Raw genomic sequence first — 22,941 nt, 5'->3', positions numbered from 1 at the left:
GCCAGAGCATCTCTTAGCAAGGCTGGTTTCCGACAATGGTACGCGGTGATATCTGAAGACACCGCCATCCATGTTTGGCTCATCCTACAAACGCATGGCATCCTCACCCCTATCAGACTCCCAGGACGCACTGCTGCGACTGCTACTCGCCGGAGGCGGGAGCGCACCGCGGCGCCGGCTACTGGACTACCACGGCACACCAGACACAGCCCTGGCTGCAGGTCCAAGCGCTTGGCGCGCAAGCGGCTGTAACACAATGCAGTGTACACGCCTACTCGCTCCCGACCTCAAGGCAATCGCACGCATACAAGACTGGTTAGCAACACCAAGCCATCACCTGCTCGGCTGGCATGATCCGGACTACCCACCATTACTGCGCCATATACCTTCGCCACCATTGGCATTGTTCGTCGCAGGGGATCCAATATTGCTATGGCACGCCAGTATCGCCATCGTCGGCAGCCGCCAGCCCAGTGCCGGCGGCCTTAATCATTCATATGGCTTCGCACAGGCACTAGCCGCACGCGGCCTAGGCGTGGTCAGCGGAATGGCGGAAGGAATCGACGCTACTGCACACGAAGCCGCATTGGCCACAACGGGTGGGCGCACCATCGCGGTCCTTGGCACTGGCCCGGATGTAGCATACCCAGCAAAACACAAAAAACTGCATACGCGTATCACCACACACGGCGCGGTGATCAGCGAATATCCACCAGGAACCAAACCACGCGCGTGCCACTTTCCACAACGCAACAGGATTATTGCTGGCTTGGCGCTGGGCACACTGGTGATCGAAGCCGCAGAACGTTCCGGTGCACTGATCACAGCTCGATTGGCAGCCGAAGCCGGGCGTGCAGTGTTCGCAGTGCCAGGATCCCTACACAACCCTATGTCACGCGGCTGCCACCAACTGATCCGTCAAGGCGCGACCCTGGTTCAAGACGTAGAACAGGTATTGGAGGACGTCGCTCCACTAGCCGCACCGCTGGCACACTCTTTGCGTGACCGCCTCAATGCCCCCAGCTGGCCTGTGACGCCCTCTTTAAGCACGCCAAACAGCAACGATCCCAAGGATCACACACTGTGGGATGCCCTAGCATATGACCCAATGTCTATGGATTCATTAATTGACCGTACTGGATTGACGGCTGCTACTCTCTCCTCCATGCTTCTAGCCTTGGAGCTGGAAGGAAAGATTGTGGTAGAACACGGCCGTTATGCGCGTACCATGTAGTCTCCTCACCTCCACAGCGTCATACCGACGTAGACCCAAGAGGCAATGAAAGAAAGCATTCTGGCTGTCTTGCTTTACCTGTTCGAATATTACTTCAGCGAGAACGCGGACTTGATCCGTGACCGTGACTCGCTCCAGAATGGTTTGATTCAAGTGGGTTTCAGCCCATCCGAAATCAGCAAAGCATTCGAATGGCTTGATGCGTTAGCTGCCAATCGCCCGACTTTAGCGCATCCACGGGTAGATGGTCCTGTGCGTGTCTTTCACGGTCCCGAACTAGACAAATTGGACATGGAGAGCCGCGGCTTTCTCCTGTTTCTGGAGCAACAAGGCATACTTGATACCGATCAGCGTGAACTGGTCCTTGACCGAGCAATGGCGCTGGACCAAGAGGAACTGGACCTAGACGACCTAAAGTGGGTAGTACTCATGGTGCTATTCAACCAACCTGGGGCGGAAGCTGCGTACGCATGGATGGAGACTCAGATGTTCGGCAACGAACCAGAACCGCTGCATTGAAGCGCTCAACATATACAGGCCTACCTGCTGTATGCATTCCATTAAAAGTTAGTACGACACCAGCAACAATGTCCAACAACATGATGCACAGATCATCATCCTATACAGCGCCGAGCAGTACCCCTCCATTTCACAGCCTGATGTAATGCTTGGTCCAAATAGGAAATTAGGAAATTCTGTTTGAACGCGCCTCTGCACCAATCAACACGCAACTTAAACCTGCATGAGCACAGCACTCACCATAATCACTAGGGCAATGAGAAGCTTGAGCTTATCGAGTGACGTCATCGCCACAACGAGCAGGTTCAACTCCTGCACCTGAAGCACTAAGCAATCGCCCAAACGGCCGCATCCCACTCCATGGACGACAACTGCCAAAGCAATGGTCAAGAACCACTGCAGCAAGGAAGTAAAAGAGAAATGATCCCGATGGGGACATCACCTATTCCAAGGTCAGTCGGCAAATACAGCCTGTGCATCCCAGAGATGATTAAACCAAGCATCCACTGGTCTCTAAAACCCTGCTGTTTGGCATGTACCGACAAATACTTGTCGGCACATGTCCTGAAGGCATCACCACCACACCACACAAAATCCGCAACCGAATGACGCAATGATCCTAGTGAACACACGGCACGATCGACATAAACACGCCACGTCAGTACCACTAGTGTCCCCTGGCATGATGACACTAAACAATTTCGCCGTATGCCGTTCCAGTCAATTCAGCACCACTTGACGCTAGGCTGACCTTGATCCATGACAACAAAGCAGCCTACGCCAGATTCTATCGACGCGTGGCTACCTAGGGCTACTGGACATGGTCATCACCTTCTACGACTACAGGATGCTCCATGCATCCTCCACCCCAAGCACCTTAGGAAAGCTGGCAGTCTGCATCAAGATCGTGCAGAGCAACCGCAAGTACATCGCTCTGGCACAGACAGTAAACTGCTACTTCCCCTTCCTACTCAGCCACATTCCCTTAATCATCGGGCGACTGATCACGGCCTTTATACAAAACCAACCCACCCTGCACGATGTGATAAGCAATACCCCGGCGGTGGAAGATGGGATTTCACGGGTCAACTGCACACTCTCCGCAAGATCAGTTGGACAAGATGTGTAAAGTGCCCCGATGACATGTGTGATACTTTCGTCACTCCGTGATTTCCCTAGGCCTATTTGCCAGCATTTCTCGTATGTTCACTTAAAACTGAATGCGGTATTCCAGCTTAGCAATCCAACCACCGCCATGATTACTCTATAGAAATAACCCGGGAAACACCCAATGGGAGAGATTTTCCATCACCTCTACGCCTACAACACACGCGTTCTGCTTCCCTCTACAGGCTAATTAAGCCACGCTACCCGCCCCTAGGTCAGTCACTCCAACACGTTCAGCACCATGCCCAAACACCTTCTTATCGTCGAATCGCCCGCCAAGGCCAAGACGATCAACAAATACCTCGGCAAAGATTTCACCGTCTTAGCCTCTTACGGGCATGTACGCGACTTGGTACCTAAGGAAGGCGCAGTCGATCCAGAAAACGACTTTGCGATGCGCTACGACCTGATAGACAAGAACGAAAAGCACATCGAAGCAATCACCAAAGCGGCCAAAACAGCCGACGGCATCTATCTGGCAACCGACCCGGATCGTGAGGGCGAAGCGATCAGTTGGCACATCGCCGAGATCCTTAAAGAACGTGGATTATTGAAGGACAAACCGATGCAGCGCATCGTGTTCACCGAGATCACCCCACGCGCGATCAAGGAAGCAATTCAAAAGCCGCGTACGATTGCCAGCGATCTGGTAGACGCCCAGCAAGCACGTCGTGCATTGGACTACCTGGTTGGCTTCAATCTCTCACCAGTGCTGTGGCGCAAAGTACAACGCGGTTTATCAGCAGGCCGTGTGCAATCGCCAGCACTGCGCATGATTGTCGAGCGCGAAGAGGAAATCGAAGCCTTCATCACACGCGAATATTGGAGCATCCATGCCGAATGTGCGCATCCTACCCAACACTTCAGTGCCAAACTCATCAAATTGGATGGGCAAAAGTTCGAACAATTCACCATTACCAACGGCGACACTGCCGCAGCCGCACAACTAAGGATCCAACAAGCCGCACAAGGACGCCTGCACATCACCGACGTTGCCAGCAAAGAACGGAAACGACGCCCTGCGCCGCCCTTCATCACATCCACATTACAGCAGGAAGCCTCACGCAAACTCGGTTTCACCACACGTAAAACGATGCAGATTGCACAGAAACTTTACGAGGGCATCGCACTGGGTGAGGAGGGCAGCGTCGGTCTGATTACCTACATGCGCACCGACTCAGTTAACCTGTCGCAGGATGCTCTATCGGAAATTCGCGACATCATCGCACGCGATTACGGTACCAACACACTCCCAGACAAACCTAACGTCTACACCACCAAGTCCAAGAACGCGCAGGAAGCGCACGAAGCGGTACGCCCGACCTCAGCATTGCGCACGCCGACACAGGTTGCACCGTATCTTTCCAACGACGAACACCGGCTATACGAACTGGTGTGGAAACGCGCAGTGTCCTCCCAGATGATCCCGGCGACACTCAACACCATCAGCGTCGACCTGGCCGCTGGCAACGAACACGTATTTCGTGCCACCGGAACCACCGTAGTGGTACAAGGTTTCTTAGCCGTGTACGAAGAAGGCAAGGACAACAAGAACGCTGAAGACGATGACGAAGGCCGCAAACTCCCCACAATGAAAACCGGGGAAACTGTGCCGCTGGAACGTATCTTGACCGAACAGCACTTTACACAGGCACCACCACGTTACACCGAAGCCGCGTTGGTCAAAGCACTCGAGGAATACGGCATCGGTCGTCCATCGACTTACGCCTCGATCATCCAAACGCTGCTATTCCGCAAGTACGTAGACATGGAAGGCCGCAGTTTCCGCCCGACGGACATTGGCCGCGCCGTGTCCAAATTCCTCGCAAGCCACTTTACCCGGTACGTGGACTACGACTTCACCGCACGCCTGGAAGATGAATTAGATGCGATCTCGCGCGGCGAGGAAGAATGGGTCCCGCTGATGAAAAAATTTTGGACTCCATTCAAGGAACTGGTTGAAGATAAGAAAGATTCACTCGACAAAACCGACGCTGGCAGCGTACGCATGCTCGGCACCGACCCCGCCAGCGGAAAGGAAGTTAGCGCACGCATTGGCCGCTTCGGACCGATGGTGCAAATTGGCACCGTTGATGACGAAGAAAAGCCGAGGTTTGCTTCGTTACGCCCCAACCAAAGCATCTACTCCATCAGCCTCGAAGAGGCGATGGAACTATTCAAAATGCCGCGTGTGCTTGGGGAGGACAAAAGCCAGCAAGTCAGTGTCGGCATCGGCCGCTTCGGTCCGTTTGCCAAGCGCGGCAGCACTTATGTCTCGCTGAAGAATGAGGATGATCCTTACACCATCGACTTGGCACGCGCAATTATGCTCATCAACGAGAAGGAAGAAATCGCGCGCAATCGGATCATCAAAGACTTCGACAACAGCGAGATTCAGGTACTGAACGGGCGCTTCGGCCCCTACCTGAGCGATGGCAAACTCAACGGAAAAATCCCCAAGGATCGCGAACCAGCCTCACTGACTCTCGAAGAAGCACAGCAATTACTCACAGAAACCGGTAAACCGATACGAAAAAACTTCAGTACGAAGAAAACCACAACCAAGAACGAGACTCGCAAACAAGCAACCGGCAAGCACACCGCAACAGGAAAGGCAATCAAAAAAATGTCAGGCAAGACCGTAACGAAGCAAATGAAAAAACACCTTGCCTCCTAAGTTACAAAATAAAAGACATCCCAACACACCATGCGTACGCTGGCAAACTGAGCTCATACGATCCCTTCCACCATTCACCAGGGCACCCCGGCACCAACGAAAGATCATGTCGACTCAGTGCAGCTAAAAACACCATGGCAATAACACTCACCCTCACCGCAGCCGTCACCGCACTACAGCAAGGTGGCGTCATCGCCTATCCCACAGAGGCAGTCTGGGGACTGGGCTGCGATCCACGTCAGGAAGCGGCAGTGCATGCCCTGCTGCAAATCAAGCAACGTACATCCGAGAAGGGGTTGATCCTGGTCACTGCCGAACTGAATACACTGCAGGATTGGTTAGATCTGGACACACTACCACCAGAACGCCTGCGTGAGGTACAGACCAGTTGGCCTGGTCCACACACCTGGATCCTGCCAGCAAGCACACGTGCCCCCCATTGGATCACCGGACGCCACAACGGTCTCGCTGTTCGGGTCAGTGCGCACCCTTTGGTCACTGCACTCTGCCGTGTCTGGAACATGGCGCTAGTTTCCACCAGCGCCAACTTGGCCGGCCAGCCACCAGCACGTCGGCGCGAAGATTTGGATCCCGCACTGTTACCACACTTAGCGGGAATCGTAGATGGTCCGACCGGCGGCTTGGCTCAACCGACATCAATCCGTGACGCACGTAGTGGCCACGTACTGCGGCCATAACCAACCTGCATCGCTACACACATCGCCCTACCTTCCAACAGCAACAAGTCATCAAGACACTCAACACATATGCCAACTGAAACTGCGAACAACAGCGAAGTAATGCAATAGAGCATGTTCAAAATTTCAGTCACAGGAAACCGGGGACTCTTAATCCATATGTGCCGCAAACGAAGTGACCATTTAGCCACTGCATTCTTCAGCAATATCTCCAAGAACTCAGAAAGAACCATTAGATTGCGCACTATTTTTGCTTGCGCATTCCGGATCACCTGCCACCATCATTGATGGTTTACCTTGGTCACACCGTTCGCACATGCATTGCTGCTGTGGCTCCATCGGCACATTTAGGCAAAACGCCCTTCACGCCAAAGTGCTTGGCTTCAGCCTAAAGAACAGAAAGATTCGGTAGCCTACAATTGCAGCAACAACGCATCGACAATACTAAGCAGCCATAGTGCAATGATGACCAGGGAAGGCATTACCAACCCATCGATACCAACAGAGTCACCTTAAGCAATCAACCAAGTGAGCGTCACGCTGAGGTGATTAACGTCCGTCGCATCATCCCTTCCTCATACCGCTGTAAGTACAGCAGATTCATAGTGATACCAGACAAGCAGGTTCGCACTGCACCATTGGCAATATCAACATTCAACCGCGACTCATTCCGAAACCATGTCCGAGTCGAACGGATTGTAGGAAGTTGTGCCACGGGAAATATCGCAGATACTCATAACCATGTCGAACTCATCGTTTCGATTGCTGTCAACATCACGCTATAGAAAAATCAAAAACTAAACAAATAAAGGGGTTAGCGCCTTTTAACCCTACACAACTGCAAACAGACTCACCTGCTCAAGCGCTTCAGCAACTGGCACCCGATCTACAAGGACATTCTGGATCGAACCTTCAAGTCACACCAGCACACGCAGATCGTTCAAATCGAACTCCAAGCTATGTCGCTGGACAGTGCCCATGTGAAGATGTATCCGGACAACACTGACGCACCCCAAAAAACCGTCCACTGGCTATCGGCACATCACATGACGGGTAGAACACTAAGAATCACTTCCCCGTGGCACGCACGCTCATCACCTGTTCTCTATCGCCTAGATAAGCGCACGATACACCAGAAGATCGCGAGTGGGCTGTTGCTTAAACACGCAAGGATTACGGTTACACCCCGCTGAAAGGATGAGCCGAATGACTCAATACTCAACAGCCACCATAGCTAACTACTTCTTGCGCAGGGTCTCCTAGGAGGGGAGCGCACTCACGCCTATGCAGGTGCTTAAGCTGGTTTACATCGCTCATGGTTGGCACCTTGGATTTCGACAGGAACCTTTGCTCAATAAACGTGTAGAAGCATGGCGTCATGGCCCAGTCATTCGCTCGCTCTATGAGAAGGTTAAAAAGTATTGAAGCAGTGGCATGACCGAGTTACTCCCCATCAATCCATTTTATTCAGCCAACACCTCAAAGATCGATGGCAAGGTAGAAAAAGTTTTAGATGCCATCTAGGATGGTTACGGTTACTTTGGTGGGATCAAGTTGTCTGAGATGACTCAGATGCGGGGTTCGCCGTGGTGGCAAGTATGGAACACTTCAAGCCAAAGCAGCCCGACAACCTGACTATAGGCAACGGCGTTATCCAGGGATTCTATGAGCAGAAAAGAAGCCCGCATACGTCGCAGTACGAAAAAAGCACGGAAAGGTCATGACTCCGTGACCCCGCATCGTCTATTTCTCTGGTATGTTTTCTGGCTTCAAATGAGTGTAGCGTTTCAGTGTGGACCATGATTGGTGCAGCGTAAACTAAGCAACTTCATGGATGCTATCTCCGCATAACATTCCACGTCCATTGGTGAAGAAAGGGGGGTATGGGCAGGGGTATCAGAAACGGTTATTCGGCAACATCACACTCCTTTGATGCTATCGGTTGAAAGCATTGCTGACGATTGATCCACGGTAGATGTAACAACAGCAATAATGAATACACGCATCATGTTGGCCCGCATCATCTCCGTACTCGGCCATCCTGGTGTGCTGGTACCACTAGCAATCGCTACAGGGCTCAGCAATACACCAACCAGTGCGCACGTCAAAGCAATCGCAATCGGCACTACGCTGGTGCTGGCGGTGCTGGGATTGGCCTACAGTCTATGGCAAGTTCGGCGTGGACACTGGAGCCATGTTGATGCTCCCAATCCAGACGAACGCGCCCAACTCCTGCCAATACTGCTCCTGCTGCTTGGCATCGCCATACTCAGCCTATGGGCGCTGGACATGCCAGAACCAGTGATCGCCGGTCCAGTGGTTGGCATCGTCTTGGTATTGGCCGCACACAGTGTGCGGCACTGGATCAAACCATCGCTGCACGTCGGCTTCGGTATGCTGGCCGCTGGACTAAACAATAAGCTGCCAATGGTAGCTATCGGCCTACTCACAGCGACAGCACTGGTTGGTTGGTCCAGGCTAGCGCTGGGTCGCCATACCGGTCGCGAGGTCGCAGTCGGTGCAGTACTGGGGGCAGCTGCCGCGGCACTATTCCACATGATGACCGAGTAATCCAGCACAAGGCAGATCACACGCCTGCGTCGTATACACAGGATTTTTCAGGATTGGCATCATTAGGAAACAATGTAAAACAACTCAGCCACAGCAATAGCGTAACCAAGAAACATCATCGTCCATCAAGGAGTGAATGCAGTATCCCATCTGAAATCAGTTGAGCACCACATGGAACGCTGCATATCAACTTGGCCGCTATGCGTCTTCTCTGCTGAATGACAGCAGCAGCAAACTAGGGGGATCTGACTCACGTAAGGATGCTCACACAACTGGTTCCCACAGTAACTCCGATTCCGATTGTGCATATATTGCAGAACACCACCGCAAACACCGCTACGCAACATCACCGTGTGTTGGATCGCGGCCGCAAGACACCGGTTGCTCCCTGCACAACATTGTCTTTGGGTTGAGTCGGACACTCCAGGACACCTCAGCACAGTCAGTGGAGCCGTCAGCGGTGACGCAACAGCACTGATACTCAGCAGGAAGAATGAACATTAGCCAGAATGGCACTCATGATTCTCGGTCCTCATGGGTCGCCACTGTTCAAATCTGACCAAGCAACGCTCTGCTGCATAGACGCAAGTGACAACCTGCCACGTCATTCCAATTGGAAAGAACATCATGCTGATGTCGATCATCACGTACGCGTTACGCTGCTATCACATTAGATCAACCTTCTGCATCTCCGTTTCCACACATTCTTAGCCACACAGTAGATGAAACGTTGACAGAGCCTCTTTCAGATTCATATAGCATGGCGACAAGTCACTCCAACAGGCCCTTTGAGCACAACACCAGAAGCGCTGTACCAACAAAATGACAGCCATCCAAGGTAACTTGACCTGCGGATTGCTGCTCTCGCCCTGTCAAGGAAATATAAAGCATTCTCCATTGGACACGGCGCAGCACATATCAGCCGAGGCAAGATGGCTTAGAATGGTTATTCATCCTCAAAGCGCAAAAAACGAATGTCAATACAGTCTAAGATTTAAGAGTCGCTCCTTGGGTAGCGGCTTCACGCCAGCCTCCGCTTGCAAGCCAACGCCCGCTTGCCAATCCGGCCTTGCTCTGGAAGCAAAGCAACATCAACAGACTGACACAGCAACTCACCACTTGGAATCCGCTAGAAGCATTAATGAAGGTCCTCAGCAGACCAACACACCCCCTACACAAGAACTGCATCCTCACTCAATCTTGGCTGAGAAACGCAACAACACTGTCACCCACACACCGTGGCACAACAGCCGGGGCTCATACAACATCAAGCATCAGCCGATAATCCAAACACCTGACGCAAGTAACGCAGGTAACCTGGATCGTCACACATGCTCTTTCCCGGGGAATCACTGAGTTTAGCCACTGGCTGACCGTTGCAACGGACCATTTTGATCACGATCTGTAATGGTGTCGGCCCAAGATCATTGGTCAAACTCGTTCCCACACCAAACGCCAAGCGACAGCGACCCCGGAAGTGCTGGTACAACCGCATGACCTTATTCATATCAAGTCCATCGCTGAATACCAGCACCTTAGTACGTGGATCTATACGATGTGACTCCAGATGCATAATGATGCGCTCCCCCCATTGGAACGGGTCTCCGGAGTCATGGCGCATTCCGTCGAACAACTTGCAAAAGTACAAGTCAAAGTCACCCAAAAACGCATCCAACCCAACGACGTCCGACAACGCAATTCCTAAATCACCGCGGTACTCACGGGCCCAAGCTTCCAGCCCAGCCACCTGCGAGTCACGCAGGCGGGGTCCCAATGCCTGAAATGCCTGCAGGTATTCATGTGCCATCGTACCTAATGGGGTATAGCCATACCGCTTGGCGAAGTAAACGTTGCTGGTACCAACGAAATTAGAACCTAACCCTTCCGCCAACAGCGGCAGCAACTCGGCATGCCACTGCCGCGAGTAACGGCGGCGGGTGCCATAGTCAGCAATACTGCACTGTTCATAACCACTCTGGTCTTTAAGCAAACGTACCTTAGCGTGTAACCGCGCGCGGCCCACGTCGAAGTCCGGCACGCTTGTATTGCGGAACCAAACTTCATTGATAATCGCCAATAACGGCACCTCAAACAGAATCGTATGCAACCATGGGCCACAGATATCCAATTCGATCTCGCCCGGCACCTGGGTCGAAGCACGCAACTGCAGGTACTTGCGGTCCAGATGAAACAGTCCAAGAAAATCAACGAAGTCAGGCTTCAAGAAACGCAATCCGCGCAGGTAGTCCAGCTCCTCTTTACAAAAGCGCAGGGCACATAGTGCATCGATCTCATTGGAGATTTCGTTGATGACACGCGCCAAATCCACCCCAGGTGTACGGCATTTGAACCGGTATTCCACCTGCGCCCCCGGGTATTGATGCAACACCGCCTGCATCATCGTGAATTTATACAGGTCGGTGTCGAGCAATGACTTAATAATAATTTCCAGATGATTCATCCCAACATTCACTAACGTCAGCGTCTCCAGGCAAAGGTCGCAACATACTCCACACCGCGACATTACTTTCACTCCAACCGATGACACGTTGACGCTGTCCCCTGATTGAAAGCATAAAAAAAGCAATAATTTCTTATATGGCTAGCACGTTCAAGATTCAGAAAATGCACCTTCAGCGTTACCACTAAACCAACGAAACGCTTTCCAAAACACGAAAAAATCAACAAAATTTATTCAAACACACTCAGTAGAGGGTGTGATGCATTTTTATAAGGAGAATTACTGGGTTCATGAGCATCAGCAAAACCATTATTGCCGATACAGGTTAAGACACCGATGCCTTTGTACGGATGTTTCTGCTTGGATCCAGCACTGTCAAGGGGAGCATTACACCACACTCGAACATCAAGTCGGAACGCCGCAATCGTCAGGGGAATACCACCCACACAATGGGGTTGAACACTTGTTTAAGTTTAACCGTATCGAACATTTTCACCGAGTCTCCACGCATCACGACACATGCGCCAGCAGCTATCTTGTATTCGTCTCACTTGCCTTTGGACGATGTGTGAACATTCGGTCTCGCAAGGCTGCGACGACGGTAACAACACAAATACGGGGATATCGCTGGAGCATTAAAACAACCGGCCACCACGGAAGTAATCCACAGAAAGCACCTGACACTGATCCTCAAAGCAGCAGCATCCCGCTCATGTTTCCCGTTCTGCACCTGTTGCATCAACCTTACACCCGTCAGAGCGACTCAATGTACATACGTCGCTACAGGCTCAATACTCTCCACTATCCAACAAAGGCCCCCACATGACTGACATTCTGGTGCTCTACTACAGCCATGGCGGCTCAGTTGCACGACTTGCAAGACAAATCGCACGCGGCATCGGGGAAGTACCGGGGATGGCCGCGCGACTGCGTACAGTACCACCAGTCACTACAGTCACCCAGGGACTTGTGCCAACAGTACCGGAACATGGAGCCCCCTATGTCATACCCACAGACTTAGCCGAGTGCGCCGGTCTATTGCTCGGCAGCCCAACCCGCTTTGGCAACATGGCAGCACCCGTAAAGTATTTCCTTGACTCGCTGGGCACTGACTGGGCCAACGGCACACTGGTCGGTAAGCCGGCAGGTGTGTTCACCTCCACAGCATCCATGCATGGCGGTCAAGAAGCCACACTATTGTCAATGCACCTACCACTGCTGCACCACGGCTGCCTGATTGTCGGTCTCCCATTCACCGAACCAGCACTCAACCACACGCGCAGCGGCGGCACACCTTACGGTGCCAGCCACGTCGCAAACGCCGCAAACGACCCACAGCCAACCAACGAAGAAGCACAACTGGCACGCGCACTCGGTCGACGCGTTGCTGATCTCGCACAGCGACTGAGGCAACAACAATAGAGACAAACAATGCTTATCATTAACGCCTCTTTGACACATCACCGGGACACGCCGGCTCACAGAACCACAACATATGGAAGAACTCTTGATTGTCACCACAGGTGGCACGATCGACAAGATCTACTTCGACGAAAAATCAGACTATCAGGTTGGAGACCCACAAATTGCCCAGATCCTCGAAGAACTCGGCATCGCCTTTCGCTTCAATGTAATTCCAATCATGCGCAAGGACTCGCTGCACATGGTTGAAGCCGACCGCGAGTTAATCCACAGCACGATCGCCAAACAAGCCTGCCAGCACGTGCTGATTACCCACGGCACCGATTCAATGGTAGAAACCGGCAAGCGGCTGCAATCGATCCCAAACAAAACCATCGTGATCACAGGCGCGCTAAACCCAGCGCGTTTTCACGGCTCGGATGCCCAGTTCAACATCGGTTGCGCAATCGGTGCCTTACAGTCGCTATCGTCAGGCGTGTATATCGCGATGAACGGAAGAATCTGGCATCCGGATAAGGTCCGCAAGAACGTCGTCAAAAACTGTTTCGAAACACTCTGAGTGACGTCAGAAGTCACACGCAGCAAACACGTTCATGATCGTCTATCAACCACACTCCTACGAAATACGCCGCCGCAATACCAAAAGCAACGCTCTAAATGCAACATCCAAGACGGGGGAGGCAAGGGATAGCGCTCGTTCGACGTGAACACATCCTGATTCTGGCGAAGACCTAGCCTTCACCAAGCACGTCGAAACCTCCTGTGTAGCGGGAATCAATCAAGATGGCGTGATGCACCGCTTGTATCCGGTGCCATTCCGGATGATTGAACAGGATCAGCAGTTCAAGAAATGGCAGTGGATTGAGGTCGGCGTCGAAAAGGCAGCAGTGGATCACCGCCCCGAAAGCCACAAGGTGGACATCGGCATGCTAGAGGTAAAAGAGACAGTCACGACCTCGAACGCCGGGAGTGGATAGACAAGATACCCACCTTCAGCAGCTACGACGAAATGGATCTGACCCGCAAGGATAAAGGAGTGTCAATTGCCTCGTTACGTCCGAAGAAAGTCCTTGGCATTGAGATCTGAGATCAAGGACGCGCGTAACAAGGATTGGACGGACGAAGAGAAAGAAAAGCTGATGCGCGCCCAGATGCAGGGCAACTTATTTTCCGAAGTGCAGGCCAAGCAGCAGGTGACGGAACTACGCAAGGTACCGTTCGACTTCTACTACTCCTACGTGTGCGACATGCCGGACCTCCAGAAGGAGCACAAGCATAAGATCGTCGATTGGGAGGCGGGCGTCCTGTTCTGGAATATGTACCGTAAGCACTGCACAACAGGTTGGAAAGACAAGTTCCGCGCCAAGCTGGAAAGTGACCTCATTAACAAGGATTTGATGTTTCTGATGGGCAATCAACACCGGTTTCAAGACAAGTGGCTGATCATCAGTTTGTTCTACCCGCCTAAGAGAAAGCGAGCTGAAGACCGGCAAATGTCGTTGCTTTGACCGGGATGTGCTCGACTGCCACACCACACTGCTTACGGACGGCATCAGCCACCATTGAGCGGTGGCAGAAATTGAAATCGGCCGCATAGCACAGCAACGCACAGGTTGAGGACTGCACCAAATTGACCAGATCGACGATAGCGTCTTTCTGCGTTTTCAGATACCTGAGAAAACTCGTCGTGTACCGCTTCCAATCGCCATCGGCACGATAGTCGTCACGCAGCGACCTCGGGCAGCCCAGTTCGACTATGTGGACGTACTCAATGCCGGAGAGGTTGAGCACATTGGCCAACGCTTTCTTCGAGAAGCCAAGCTTGCGGGACAGGGGCATCTGGCAGATGTCCACGACGGTTTCGATGCCGTGCTCAGAAAGCAGTGACATGAAATCACATGTCCAGTCCTTCCTAGCAGATGGTGAAAACCGTCATTAGTTGTCTGCCCCTATTTTCAAAGAATCAATTTTACTGGAAGCATCCCTGGAAGGCTGCCTTCCCGACCTAAAATCGTTCAGGCACAAAAAATCAGGACGGACTGATGGATGCCAATGCAATCATCAGAGGCTGTCATGCTCCTTACAGCCGATTTATGTACAGATGGATTAAAGTAGTTGCACACAGTGTGCAGAATGATTCTTTAAATATGCAAAATAGCTGTCTAAAAAATAAAACTCACATCAATAATAGTGCGGGCTTCCAAACATATATCACACTTATTTTTAGACGGAATCCATAAATTTTATTAAATTCAATAAAATGGTTGATCCATTAAAGGTACTGATGCAAAACCACTTCAAACCGATCGAATGAAGTCGCCCGAACCCATGTATGGAACATCGAAATTCATGAGATCCCTATCCAGCTATTAAATACTGCGGAACACTGGGATACAGCCCGCCATGCAATCTGTAGCAGCGATAGTGGAGCAAATCACTCGGCACCTCACAAGATGGGCACCAACCCAGCGCCGAATGCGGTCAACATCCGCACCAACAGCCACTTTGGGCCAACATTGACCTCGGGGAAGTCACCGACGGGTTCATAACACTGCATGAAATATGGGTCCCGCCGTGGTAATGGAATTGGGCAATCCGGCCCGGGTTTGAATTCATAGTTGGTCGCGTAGCGCCAAGGCCACAGGTCCAACACAGGCAACGCCTCAGATAGCTTGCCCACCGAATAGTTAAATCTATAGACCCAAGGCAACTTCTTCCGCGGTGCCACTGCCCACGAATTACCTGGAGCGATGTCGCGCTCAATGCTAGAAGCCAACATGCGAGCGAAAGCCGGATCCTCAATCACCACAACAGCTTCGGTATTGTAAATCTCGCTGCGCGGATCGAAGTTGTGGGTACCAATCACCCCGACCTTCAGATCAACGACCAATGACTTTGCATGCAGCCCCATGCGTGCGCCCAGACGGGTCACCGGCAACGGCTTGTTGACCTTATAGGGCCGACGCGTTTCTGTCCGCAACAGACGCTGATCCACTTGACCACCATTCTCAAGTGGGAGTGACTGACGATCATTCACTACATCACCGGATACTTTGACAGCAGAGGCAGGGTCCTGGTCATCGTGCGTCTGAGGATACTCAAGGCTCGATACCTCGGTCGGAACAACATCCGTCGGATCGATTGGTGGATCTTCCGGAAACGGCTTGTACTCGTAGATGTCAAATCCCAACTCACGCAGGTTGCGCCGTTTGTACTTGTAAGACATGGCATAGACGATGGGATTGTCGGTGGAAGCCAAACTGTTGGTCGCCACTACCACACGCGGTTTGTCCTGGGTACGATTAAGGCGGCGGAAGATATTACGTGCTGGTCTGGACAACACCAGATATGGAGTCTGCAAGATGACTTCATGACGTGCGTCAGAAATCAAACTATCCAGCCGTGGTGCGATGGAAACCACATTTGCGCTCTGCTCATAGCGATGCTTCTGCGGCAGGTCAGCAACATACTGGACTTTGTTCACAGGCAACGCAGCATCGACAAAGGTGCGCTTGATATAGTCCGGATCGTTGGCTTCGGCATTAATGCGCTGGACCCGCTGCTCCCGGCGGAACACGGTTGACGGCAGCGTCGGCACCCCCTCCCGCAGTAACAGGCGTCCAACATCGCTGAGGCGCTCTACCGGTACGCTGCGCTCAGCCGCCCAGAACGCATCAAAGTTAACCGCCATTTGCAGCACCGCCGGTCCGGCCACAAGCACATCACGGTCGCGAAAGTTGTATTCAAGGTCCCAATCGTAATAGTCATCCTGGTAGTTGCGCCCACCGACCACGCCGATCATCTCATCGATAACCAACAATTTGTTATGCATGCGCTGATTGAAGCGACGGAAGCAACACAGCACGCTAGCAACATAGTCGCCATAGTTCAGTTTGGCTTTACCAAAAGCCGGGTTGTAGATGCGCAGTTGGAAATTAGCGTGTGCACCAGCCAAAGCACCCAGAATATTCAGATCGGAAATCGCCGAAAGTTGGTCGATCAGTAAACGTACTCGCACACCACGCCTGGATGCAGCCAATAGCTCATCCATGATCAATCGCGCACTATCGTCCTTGTCGAAGATGTAAGTCTGCACGTCAATGCTGCGGGTAGCACTGCGGATCAAATTCACTCGTGCGATCAACGCATCCTCCCCTTTATCGAGAATGGTCACATAGTGAAGCGGTACAGCAGGCGTAGATTCACTCAGCGCTTGACGACCGAGTGCATACAGCGGTGAATTCAACGCACAATGATCGGGCCTGCGGCAATCCAGCGTGGCCGGGCGCGCAGCCACGGCAACCAAGGCAGCATGATCCAACTGGGCATGCGACAGGCTGACACAACCAATATTCAACAAAATACCTGCAAGCAACAACAGACGTATCAGCATGCTCAAGGACTTGGTGACCCCTCGATCACACGACCACGCCAACGGAAGGTCACTCGATTACTAAGTACTAACCGCCAACTCTCCATGCCATAGCGCCCGCGCAGCACAACACCAGTGCTCACTACGTCGCAATCGTAACCAGGCCGGGCGCAGGTGGCTGGCTGGATCTGCAACGTTTCCTCCCGGTTGATACCACGAATTGTCAAATTTCCATTGATCTTGCCTCCTTGCAGCATCACTCGAGGAGAATAGTACTGAGATTCAAACTCGATTGTTGGATAATGTTGCGCATCAAAAAAATTCTCTCCACGTATCCATTCGGTGTAACGAGGTCTGCCAGGAATGACCGCATCGGCTGTATACAGGCGCAATCTCACTTTCTCGCGCTCCTCAGACAGACTCACAACTTCACCTTCGAACCGTGGGAACACACCCTTGATGCTCCGTCCCAAACAAGTACGGACTTCGAACTCAAAGTAAGAATGCACTGGATCCAGCTTCAATCGCTGCTGCGCTGTAGCCCAGGATACAGGTAACACCGAAAACAAAATAAAGATCCATAAGATCGCAGACACGGCGTCACGGCCACCAGAACGCAGTCAGATAGGTGATGCCCAGTTCAATGCTCGCATTCAACGGCAAAGCCAGCAATGCGATTGATCCCGTAGGCATCCCAGGGTACTCACTGGTCTCCCTGCTGCGTATCAGCGAGACCAACTGCTCCATACCGGGATTATGCCCGACCAGTAGCAACCGGTCGATCTCCCGGTACTCATCGGCAAGTGCCATCAGGGTACCCACAGTCGCCTCGTAGAGGCGCTCCTCCAGACATTGCTCGACATAACCGATTACCGCCAATATTGTCTCCAATGTCTCACGCGCACGTCGCGCCGGAGAACACAACACTCGATCAGGAGTCAAGCGCTGCTTACGCAGCCAATATCCAGCAGCTTCCGCCTCTATCATGCCGTGTTGCGAGAGCGGGCGATCAAAATCAGTCTGCCCGATACTAGCCGGCTCAGCATGGGCATGACGCAACAAGATCAGTTCACGCATCACGACATCCTGCATCTATCTAAAGCTTATTGAGCCAGTGCAACAGCGGCTTCCAGTCTTGCTGATGATCACGCGCCTGAGCAGAACGGTAATCAAATACGCTACGTCCCTGGCCAGCCAGCACCACGTAAAACTGGCTATCACGCAATTGCGCGACCAGCAGATACGGCCAATCACCAAGCATTTGCATCGCTTGTTGCGTGGTCTGAGTCCGAGATTTAGCACGGTTAAGCACCAAACCAACCGGTAGCTTGCGTTGATGCACTCGTGGCACCTGAGCCATGGTGTTCAAGAAACCCACCACTGCCTCAATGTCCAGTGCCGAAGCCATCACTGGCACAATCACCGCATCAGCCTGTTCAAGAAAATTCTCCAGATGCTCAGCGAACATCCCAGCAGGGGCATCAATGATGACCAAGTCTGTATTGCCGGGCAGGTGCTTGCGCCAGCTGCGGGACCCGTTGGCATCGATTGACAGCACCCCATTGTCCAGGTTGGCACGGCGCTCAATCCAACGTGTGGACGATTTCTGCGGATCCGCATCCACCAGTACTGTACGCCCCCCCCGCAATGCCGCCTGCGCCGCCAAGTTGGTCGCAATCGTCGTCTTGCCTACTCCCCCCTTGGAGCCGGCCACCAGAAATGTTTTCATGTATGCCTCGCTTCCAGAAACACAATCAGCGTACACCGATAAGCAGAGATAGTCTTAACACCGACGCCTCACGCCTTATCCCTGTTGACCAAAATAACAACCGTCAATTCGACCAGCCAACCGCATCAGAAGACTAACGTTGGAACAGCAGGGGAAACAGCAACAGTAAGACGCCGGCACTCTGCATCGCTGCAACGAAGCATGGGCCTAATCTCTATTAAACCACCAACACGGCAACGTTCACCTCTCAATCAGCGCACTGTCGATACCAGGACGTTGGCACAAAACATCCACTTTAAAAATTCAAACGTTCAAGAAAGCCATAGCCGTCAGTACTAACACCAATGATCGTTTAAGTCATCGCGCCACCAGCCAGCGAACGCAACTCTTCTAATGGTAGCTACATATGTGGAAACAAGCAGATCCAAAATACCGCTAATGGCCGTCACGTCCGATACACTTTCGATTCAAGCGTGGTGCGTGGATCGCCACTCCCCCACAGGGGCATGGCCTGAACGAATGCGATGCTTGCTTCATCGTATGTCGGCATGTGCCATCCCTGCTCCAAGTCTCGGAGAGGTCAACGGCTATCCAGGGACATACAGACACAGCCGGTAGGACATTGAACTAGACAGGAGTGGCGCAAACGGAAGCCGAGTTGTCTTGGTGAGGAATTGAGATCGCGCTGTACACGTTGCAACGAGATTAGCCAAGTGGTCATCGTGGGGTGAGGTCACAAGGCACGCAAAAGCGATATAGCCACCATCGTCAAACTTTGTACCATCGGCGTTGGCATAGGAACAGGTATTGCACAATCAGATCAGGCCCCTGTGTCATTGTCCGCTGAGACTATTGGTTCAACATACGGACCATGCTGCTGAACGAGCAGTCCTGCTGCCAAAGGTATTCGGAGAGAGTCTCTCCATGTAGTGGTGGGCATCAGTCACGATGGAGCGATGTCGACGCTGCTCCAGAACGATCCCCAGCTAGGCAAAGCATCTTTAGCGTTGTGCTGGAAGGAGTGATCATCAGCTAACCCGTCAATCGGCAATAACCTGAACAACCGAAAGTACAGCAACTGCCTTTGCTTGCAATTGATGCGTTACCGGCCCCTGTTGCACTCTCAATTTGATGGTAAACGCAACAGGCTGTGTGCGTGAAATGGGTCAAGATCAGACGACGCAACAACAGACAACCTGCCACGATGCGATCGGACACATGCATGTTCATTTCACATGATCGATGCCCAATGCAGAGAACCTCAATGTTTTGAAGAACAATCGCGATCACGGCGCGGATATAGACATGACATTTGTAGGGCATTCAGCAGGAAACAAGCTGGTCAAGCCGGTCAAACAACCCAATCCAGAACGCGACAGGCAACTCGACTCGCAATGGCACACTGAAGAACCAATCGTCAGCAAAGGCACGGCATTTGACCGCATCCTTCTCAGTCATCAACACAGGGAGACGGCTACCGAAGGCAAAGTCCTCTGTCCGGTAGAAGTGATGATCCGGGAATGCATGCGGAACCACACCAATACCACGCTGACGCAGCATCTCAAAGAAACGTTCCGGATGTGCGATGCCAGCCACAGCATGCACACGTTGTCCGGAGAAGGCATCCAGCGACCGCAGTCGAAACCCTTGCAACGGCTGCACATGGTCAATGTGCAAGCGCATCTGCCACTCGTGAGGACCAGCCCCGGAGGCTGGTCGATCACTGTCCTGGCCTAAATTGAGCACACGAAAATCGCAAATGCAACCGCGCTCCACCGGCTCACGCAGCGGACCAGCTGGCAGCAGACGCCCGTTGCCGTAGCGACGCTGACCGTCGATCACCTCGATCTCAATATCACGCCTCAACCGATAGTGCTGCAAGCCATCGTCGCAAACTACGATGTTGCAGCCTTCCGCAACCAAAGCATGCGCTGCTGCACTCCGGTCAACATCGACCCGCACTCGCATCCCAGTCTTCCAAGCGATCATCACCGGCTCATCGCCAGCCAATTCGGTTGGTGTGTCCGCCTGGATCCAACGTGGGATCTTAGGATCACAGCGACCGTAACCGCGGCTGGCTATCCCCGGAATCCAGCCGGCTTCACGCAAACGTGCAACCATTTCGATCGTCAACGGGGTTTTACCGGTACCACCAGCAATCAAGTTACCGATCACCACTACGGGTACCGGCACTTCACTCCGACGTCGCCAGCCACGGCGATAGGCCAAACGACGCAAATTGGTCACACCAGCATAGATGGTCTCCAAGAACCGCATCAATGGCGGTACCGGAACCTGCCCATACCAATACTCCGGAATCCTGGGAGCACGTCTACTACTCATGTTGGACGTTCGCGGAATTGCAGGCTGTACAAATAAGCGTACAGCCCGTTGCGTGCCAACAGATCGACATGGGTACCGCACTCGATGATGCGCCCCTGGTCCATCACCAGCACCTGATCCGCATGCTCGATCGTTGAAAGCCGGTGTGCAATCACAAGTGTGGTGCGCTCCGGCATCAAGCGCCGCAACGCATCCTGCACTAAGCGCTCGGATTCGTTATCAAGTGCAGCAGTGGCCTCGTCCAGGATGAGGATCGGTGCATCCTTAAGCATGGCGCGCGCAATCGCCAAACGTTGGCGTTGCCCCCCAGAAAGACGCCCGCCCTTTGACCCAACCTGAAACTGCAATCTCTCTGGAAGCTGATTGACAAAATCCTGAGCATTGGCAGCAACCACTACACGTTCAATCTCCTCAGAGATGACCCGAGACATCTCGCCATAAGCAATATTTTCGGCGATGCTGCCATCAAACAACAGTACCTGCTGCCCTACCAACGCAATCTGACGGCGCAGATCACCTAAAAAATAATCCTGTAGTGGATAGCCATCAAGCAGTATCTGACCAGACTCCGGCTCATAAAAACGCGGGATCAACTTGACCAAACTTGACTTGCCGCTACCTGAACGACCAACGATCGCAGTAACCGTACCCGGTGCAGCAACAAAACTGACAGCCTCCAGCACTGGGGCAGCCCGATCAGGATAGCGGGCGACGATCTCACGGAACTCGATCAGACCCTTAGCCCGCCCCAACGACCGTATACCAGTATCAAGTTCATCAGGGCTGTCCAGCACCGAAAACAGACGTTGCGCAGAAGCGACGCCGCTTTGCAACATGTTCTGTACGTTAGTCAACTGTTTCAATGCTGGGATAACCACCATCATTGAAGTCATCAGCGAGACAAAGTCACCTGCGCTGAGCCGACCAGCAAAGGCTTCGTGGCCAGCGATCAGCAGCAACATTGCCAACCCAACCGCACCAAGGAACTGCACCGCCGCAGAAGAGATACTACGAGTCGACTCAACCTTCATCGCCAAACTCAAATTAATATTGGCGAGCTGAGCATAGCGCGCCAGCTCGCTCTCTTGCGCAGCGTAAACTTTAACGTCCTGGTAGTTGCTTAAAGCTTGATCGGCAGCTTGCATGAGCTGCGCGTTACTTTCCTGGATATGGTGGCTAATACGACGGTAACGCTTAGCAACCCGGTCCATGACCCAAGCCAGCGGAGGAGCTACCAAAAGGATTGCGACCGTTACTGTCCAGCTGTACCACAACATCACCATCAACGCACCAATCACCTGCAGAGTCTGCTGCACCATGACCTTCATCGCGTCGACCGCGGCATGTGCCACTTGCTCGCTGTCTGAACCGAGCCGTACCAACATCGAAGCCACTGGCTCAGCATCAAAACGACTACCAGGCAAACGGAGATATTTGGTCAGGACAAGTACGCGAAAATCGCGAGCGATGCTACGCGCAGCCCGCCCCATCGACATATCGGTGATATAGCCAGCAATACCACGTAACACAAACAAACCGATAACGACCAGAGGCAGCCACAGGGCCACCTCACGGTTTCGTTCGATAAAGGTTTCGTTGGTGATCGGCTTCATCAACGCCAGGAAGGTAGAGCCAGCGATCGCCTCGAGCAACGCGCCACACGCGGCAATGACAAGTAACCAGCGATACTCCCGCGCATACGACAGCAAGCGACGGTACGTCCGCCAGGGCGAGGCGTGGCGCATAGC

Annotated in this window: 19 protein-coding genes; 11 read left to right on the top strand and 8 right to left on the bottom strand. The window is 52.7% G+C overall.

Annotation, left to right across the window (positions count from 1 at the left end):
• Positions 1-94 precede the first annotated feature (94 nt).
• The 7 genes from dprA (at position 95) to PLS229_RS02365 (ending at position 8,866) form a co-directional block, all read left to right on the top strand.
• On the top strand, positions 95-1,234 hold the full coding sequence (gene dprA, locus PLS229_RS02395) for a DNA-processing protein DprA (RefSeq protein WP_038272084.1): 1,140 nt from the start codon (positions 95-97) through the stop codon (positions 1,232-1,234).
• A gap of 45 nt (positions 1,235-1,279) precedes the next feature.
• Entirely contained in the window at positions 1,280-1,753 is a 474-nt protein-coding gene (locus tag PLS229_RS02390; protein ID WP_038272059.1) for a DUF494 family protein, read from the top strand.
• A gap of 820 nt (positions 1,754-2,573) precedes the next feature.
• Entirely contained in the window at positions 2,574-2,882 is a 309-nt protein-coding gene (locus PLS229_RS02385; RefSeq protein WP_038272058.1) for an RDD family protein, read from the top strand.
• A 279-nt stretch (positions 2,883-3,161) separates the two neighbouring features.
• Positions 3,162-5,597, top strand: a complete 2,436-nt coding sequence (locus PLS229_RS02380; RefSeq protein ID WP_038272057.1) for a DNA topoisomerase I — start codon at positions 3,162-3,164, stop codon at positions 5,595-5,597.
• A 134-nt stretch (positions 5,598-5,731) separates the two neighbouring features.
• Entirely contained in the window at positions 5,732-6,295 is a 564-nt protein-coding gene (tsaC, locus tag PLS229_RS02375; RefSeq protein ID WP_038272055.1) for an L-threonylcarbamoyladenylate synthase type 1 TsaC, read from the top strand.
• 1,284 nt (positions 6,296-7,579) lie between these two features.
• Positions 7,580-7,720: a Panacea domain-containing protein gene (locus tag PLS229_RS12115; protein ID WP_230428163.1), complete on the top strand. Its 141-nt coding sequence runs from the start codon at positions 7,580-7,582 to the stop codon at positions 7,718-7,720.
• 567 nt (positions 7,721-8,287) lie between these two features.
• A complete protein-coding gene (locus PLS229_RS02365; protein ID WP_038272053.1) occupies positions 8,288-8,866 on the top strand; it encodes a phosphoesterase in 579 nt (192 codons plus the stop codon).
• Between the two features lie 1,267 nt (positions 8,867-10,133).
• Here the strand turns inward: PLS229_RS02365 and pncB are convergent.
• The gene (gene pncB, locus PLS229_RS02360) at positions 10,134-11,312 is read right to left on the bottom strand and encodes a nicotinate phosphoribosyltransferase (RefSeq protein ID WP_038272082.1); all 1,179 of its coding nucleotides are present in this window, start codon (positions 11,310-11,312) and stop codon (positions 10,134-10,136) included.
• A gap of 837 nt (positions 11,313-12,149) precedes the next feature.
• Between pncB and wrbA the strand changes: the two genes are divergently transcribed.
• From wrbA to PLS229_RS11880, 4 genes are all read left to right on the top strand, one after another.
• Positions 12,150-12,749: an NAD(P)H:quinone oxidoreductase gene (gene wrbA, locus PLS229_RS02355; RefSeq protein ID WP_038272050.1), complete on the top strand. Its 600-nt coding sequence runs from the start codon at positions 12,150-12,152 to the stop codon at positions 12,747-12,749.
• Positions 12,750-12,822: 73 nt separating this feature from the next.
• On the top strand, positions 12,823-13,308 hold the full coding sequence (locus tag PLS229_RS02350) for an asparaginase domain-containing protein (protein WP_038272048.1): 486 nt from the start codon (positions 12,823-12,825) through the stop codon (positions 13,306-13,308).
• 262 nt (positions 13,309-13,570) lie between these two features.
• The gene (locus tag PLS229_RS11885; RefSeq protein WP_200866207.1) at positions 13,571-13,726 is read left to right on the top strand and encodes a hypothetical protein; all 156 of its coding nucleotides are present in this window, start codon (positions 13,571-13,573) and stop codon (positions 13,724-13,726) included.
• A 93-nt stretch (positions 13,727-13,819) separates the two neighbouring features.
• Positions 13,820-14,257, top strand: coding sequence for a hypothetical protein (locus PLS229_RS11880; protein WP_201745823.1), 438 nt, complete (start codon positions 13,820-13,822; stop codon positions 14,255-14,257).
• On the opposite strand, the gene PLS229_RS02340 is transcribed toward PLS229_RS11880, so the two are convergent.
• From PLS229_RS02340 to msbA, 7 genes are all read right to left on the bottom strand, one after another.
• Positions 14,214-14,639, bottom strand: a complete 426-nt coding sequence (locus tag PLS229_RS02340) for a DUF488 domain-containing protein (protein WP_200866205.1) — start codon at positions 14,637-14,639, stop codon at positions 14,214-14,216. The two genes, PLS229_RS11880 and PLS229_RS02340, sit on opposite strands and share 44 nt — an antisense overlap.
• Positions 14,640-15,195: 556 nt before the next feature.
• Positions 15,196-17,142: a phospholipase D family protein gene (locus tag PLS229_RS02335; RefSeq protein WP_425511074.1), complete on the bottom strand. Its 1,947-nt coding sequence runs from the start codon at positions 17,140-17,142 to the stop codon at positions 15,196-15,198.
• A 2-nt stretch (positions 17,143-17,144) separates the two neighbouring features.
• Positions 17,145-17,717 (bottom strand): YceI family protein, encoded by a 573-nt coding sequence (locus PLS229_RS02330; RefSeq protein WP_051482358.1) that lies wholly within the window; start codon positions 17,715-17,717, stop codon positions 17,145-17,147.
• Positions 17,718-17,721: 4 nt separating this feature from the next.
• Entirely contained in the window at positions 17,722-18,198 is a 477-nt protein-coding gene (locus PLS229_RS02325) for a SixA phosphatase family protein (protein ID WP_038272079.1), read from the bottom strand.
• Between the two features lie 19 nt (positions 18,199-18,217).
• Positions 18,218-18,850, bottom strand: coding sequence for a ParA family protein (locus tag PLS229_RS02320; protein WP_038272043.1), 633 nt, complete (start codon positions 18,848-18,850; stop codon positions 18,218-18,220).
• A gap of 1,323 nt (positions 18,851-20,173) precedes the next feature.
• Entirely contained in the window at positions 20,174-21,193 is a 1,020-nt protein-coding gene (lpxK, locus tag PLS229_RS02315; RefSeq protein WP_038272041.1) for a tetraacyldisaccharide 4'-kinase, read from the bottom strand.
• A complete protein-coding gene (msbA, locus tag PLS229_RS02310) occupies positions 21,190-22,938 on the bottom strand; it encodes a lipid A export permease/ATP-binding protein MsbA (RefSeq protein ID WP_038272039.1) in 1,749 nt (582 codons plus the stop codon). The genes lpxK and msbA overlap by 4 nt, the downstream gene beginning before the upstream one ends.
• Between the last annotated feature and the right edge of the window lie 3 nt (positions 22,939-22,941).

Origin of the sequence: Xylella taiwanensis (genome assembly GCF_013177435.1) — a bacterium.
Taxonomy (GTDB): Bacteria; Pseudomonadota; Gammaproteobacteria; order Xanthomonadales; family Xanthomonadaceae; genus Xylella; species Xylella taiwanensis.
The sequence above is the reverse complement of the archived record's forward strand: the minus strand, read 5'-3'. Positions and strand labels throughout refer to the sequence as shown.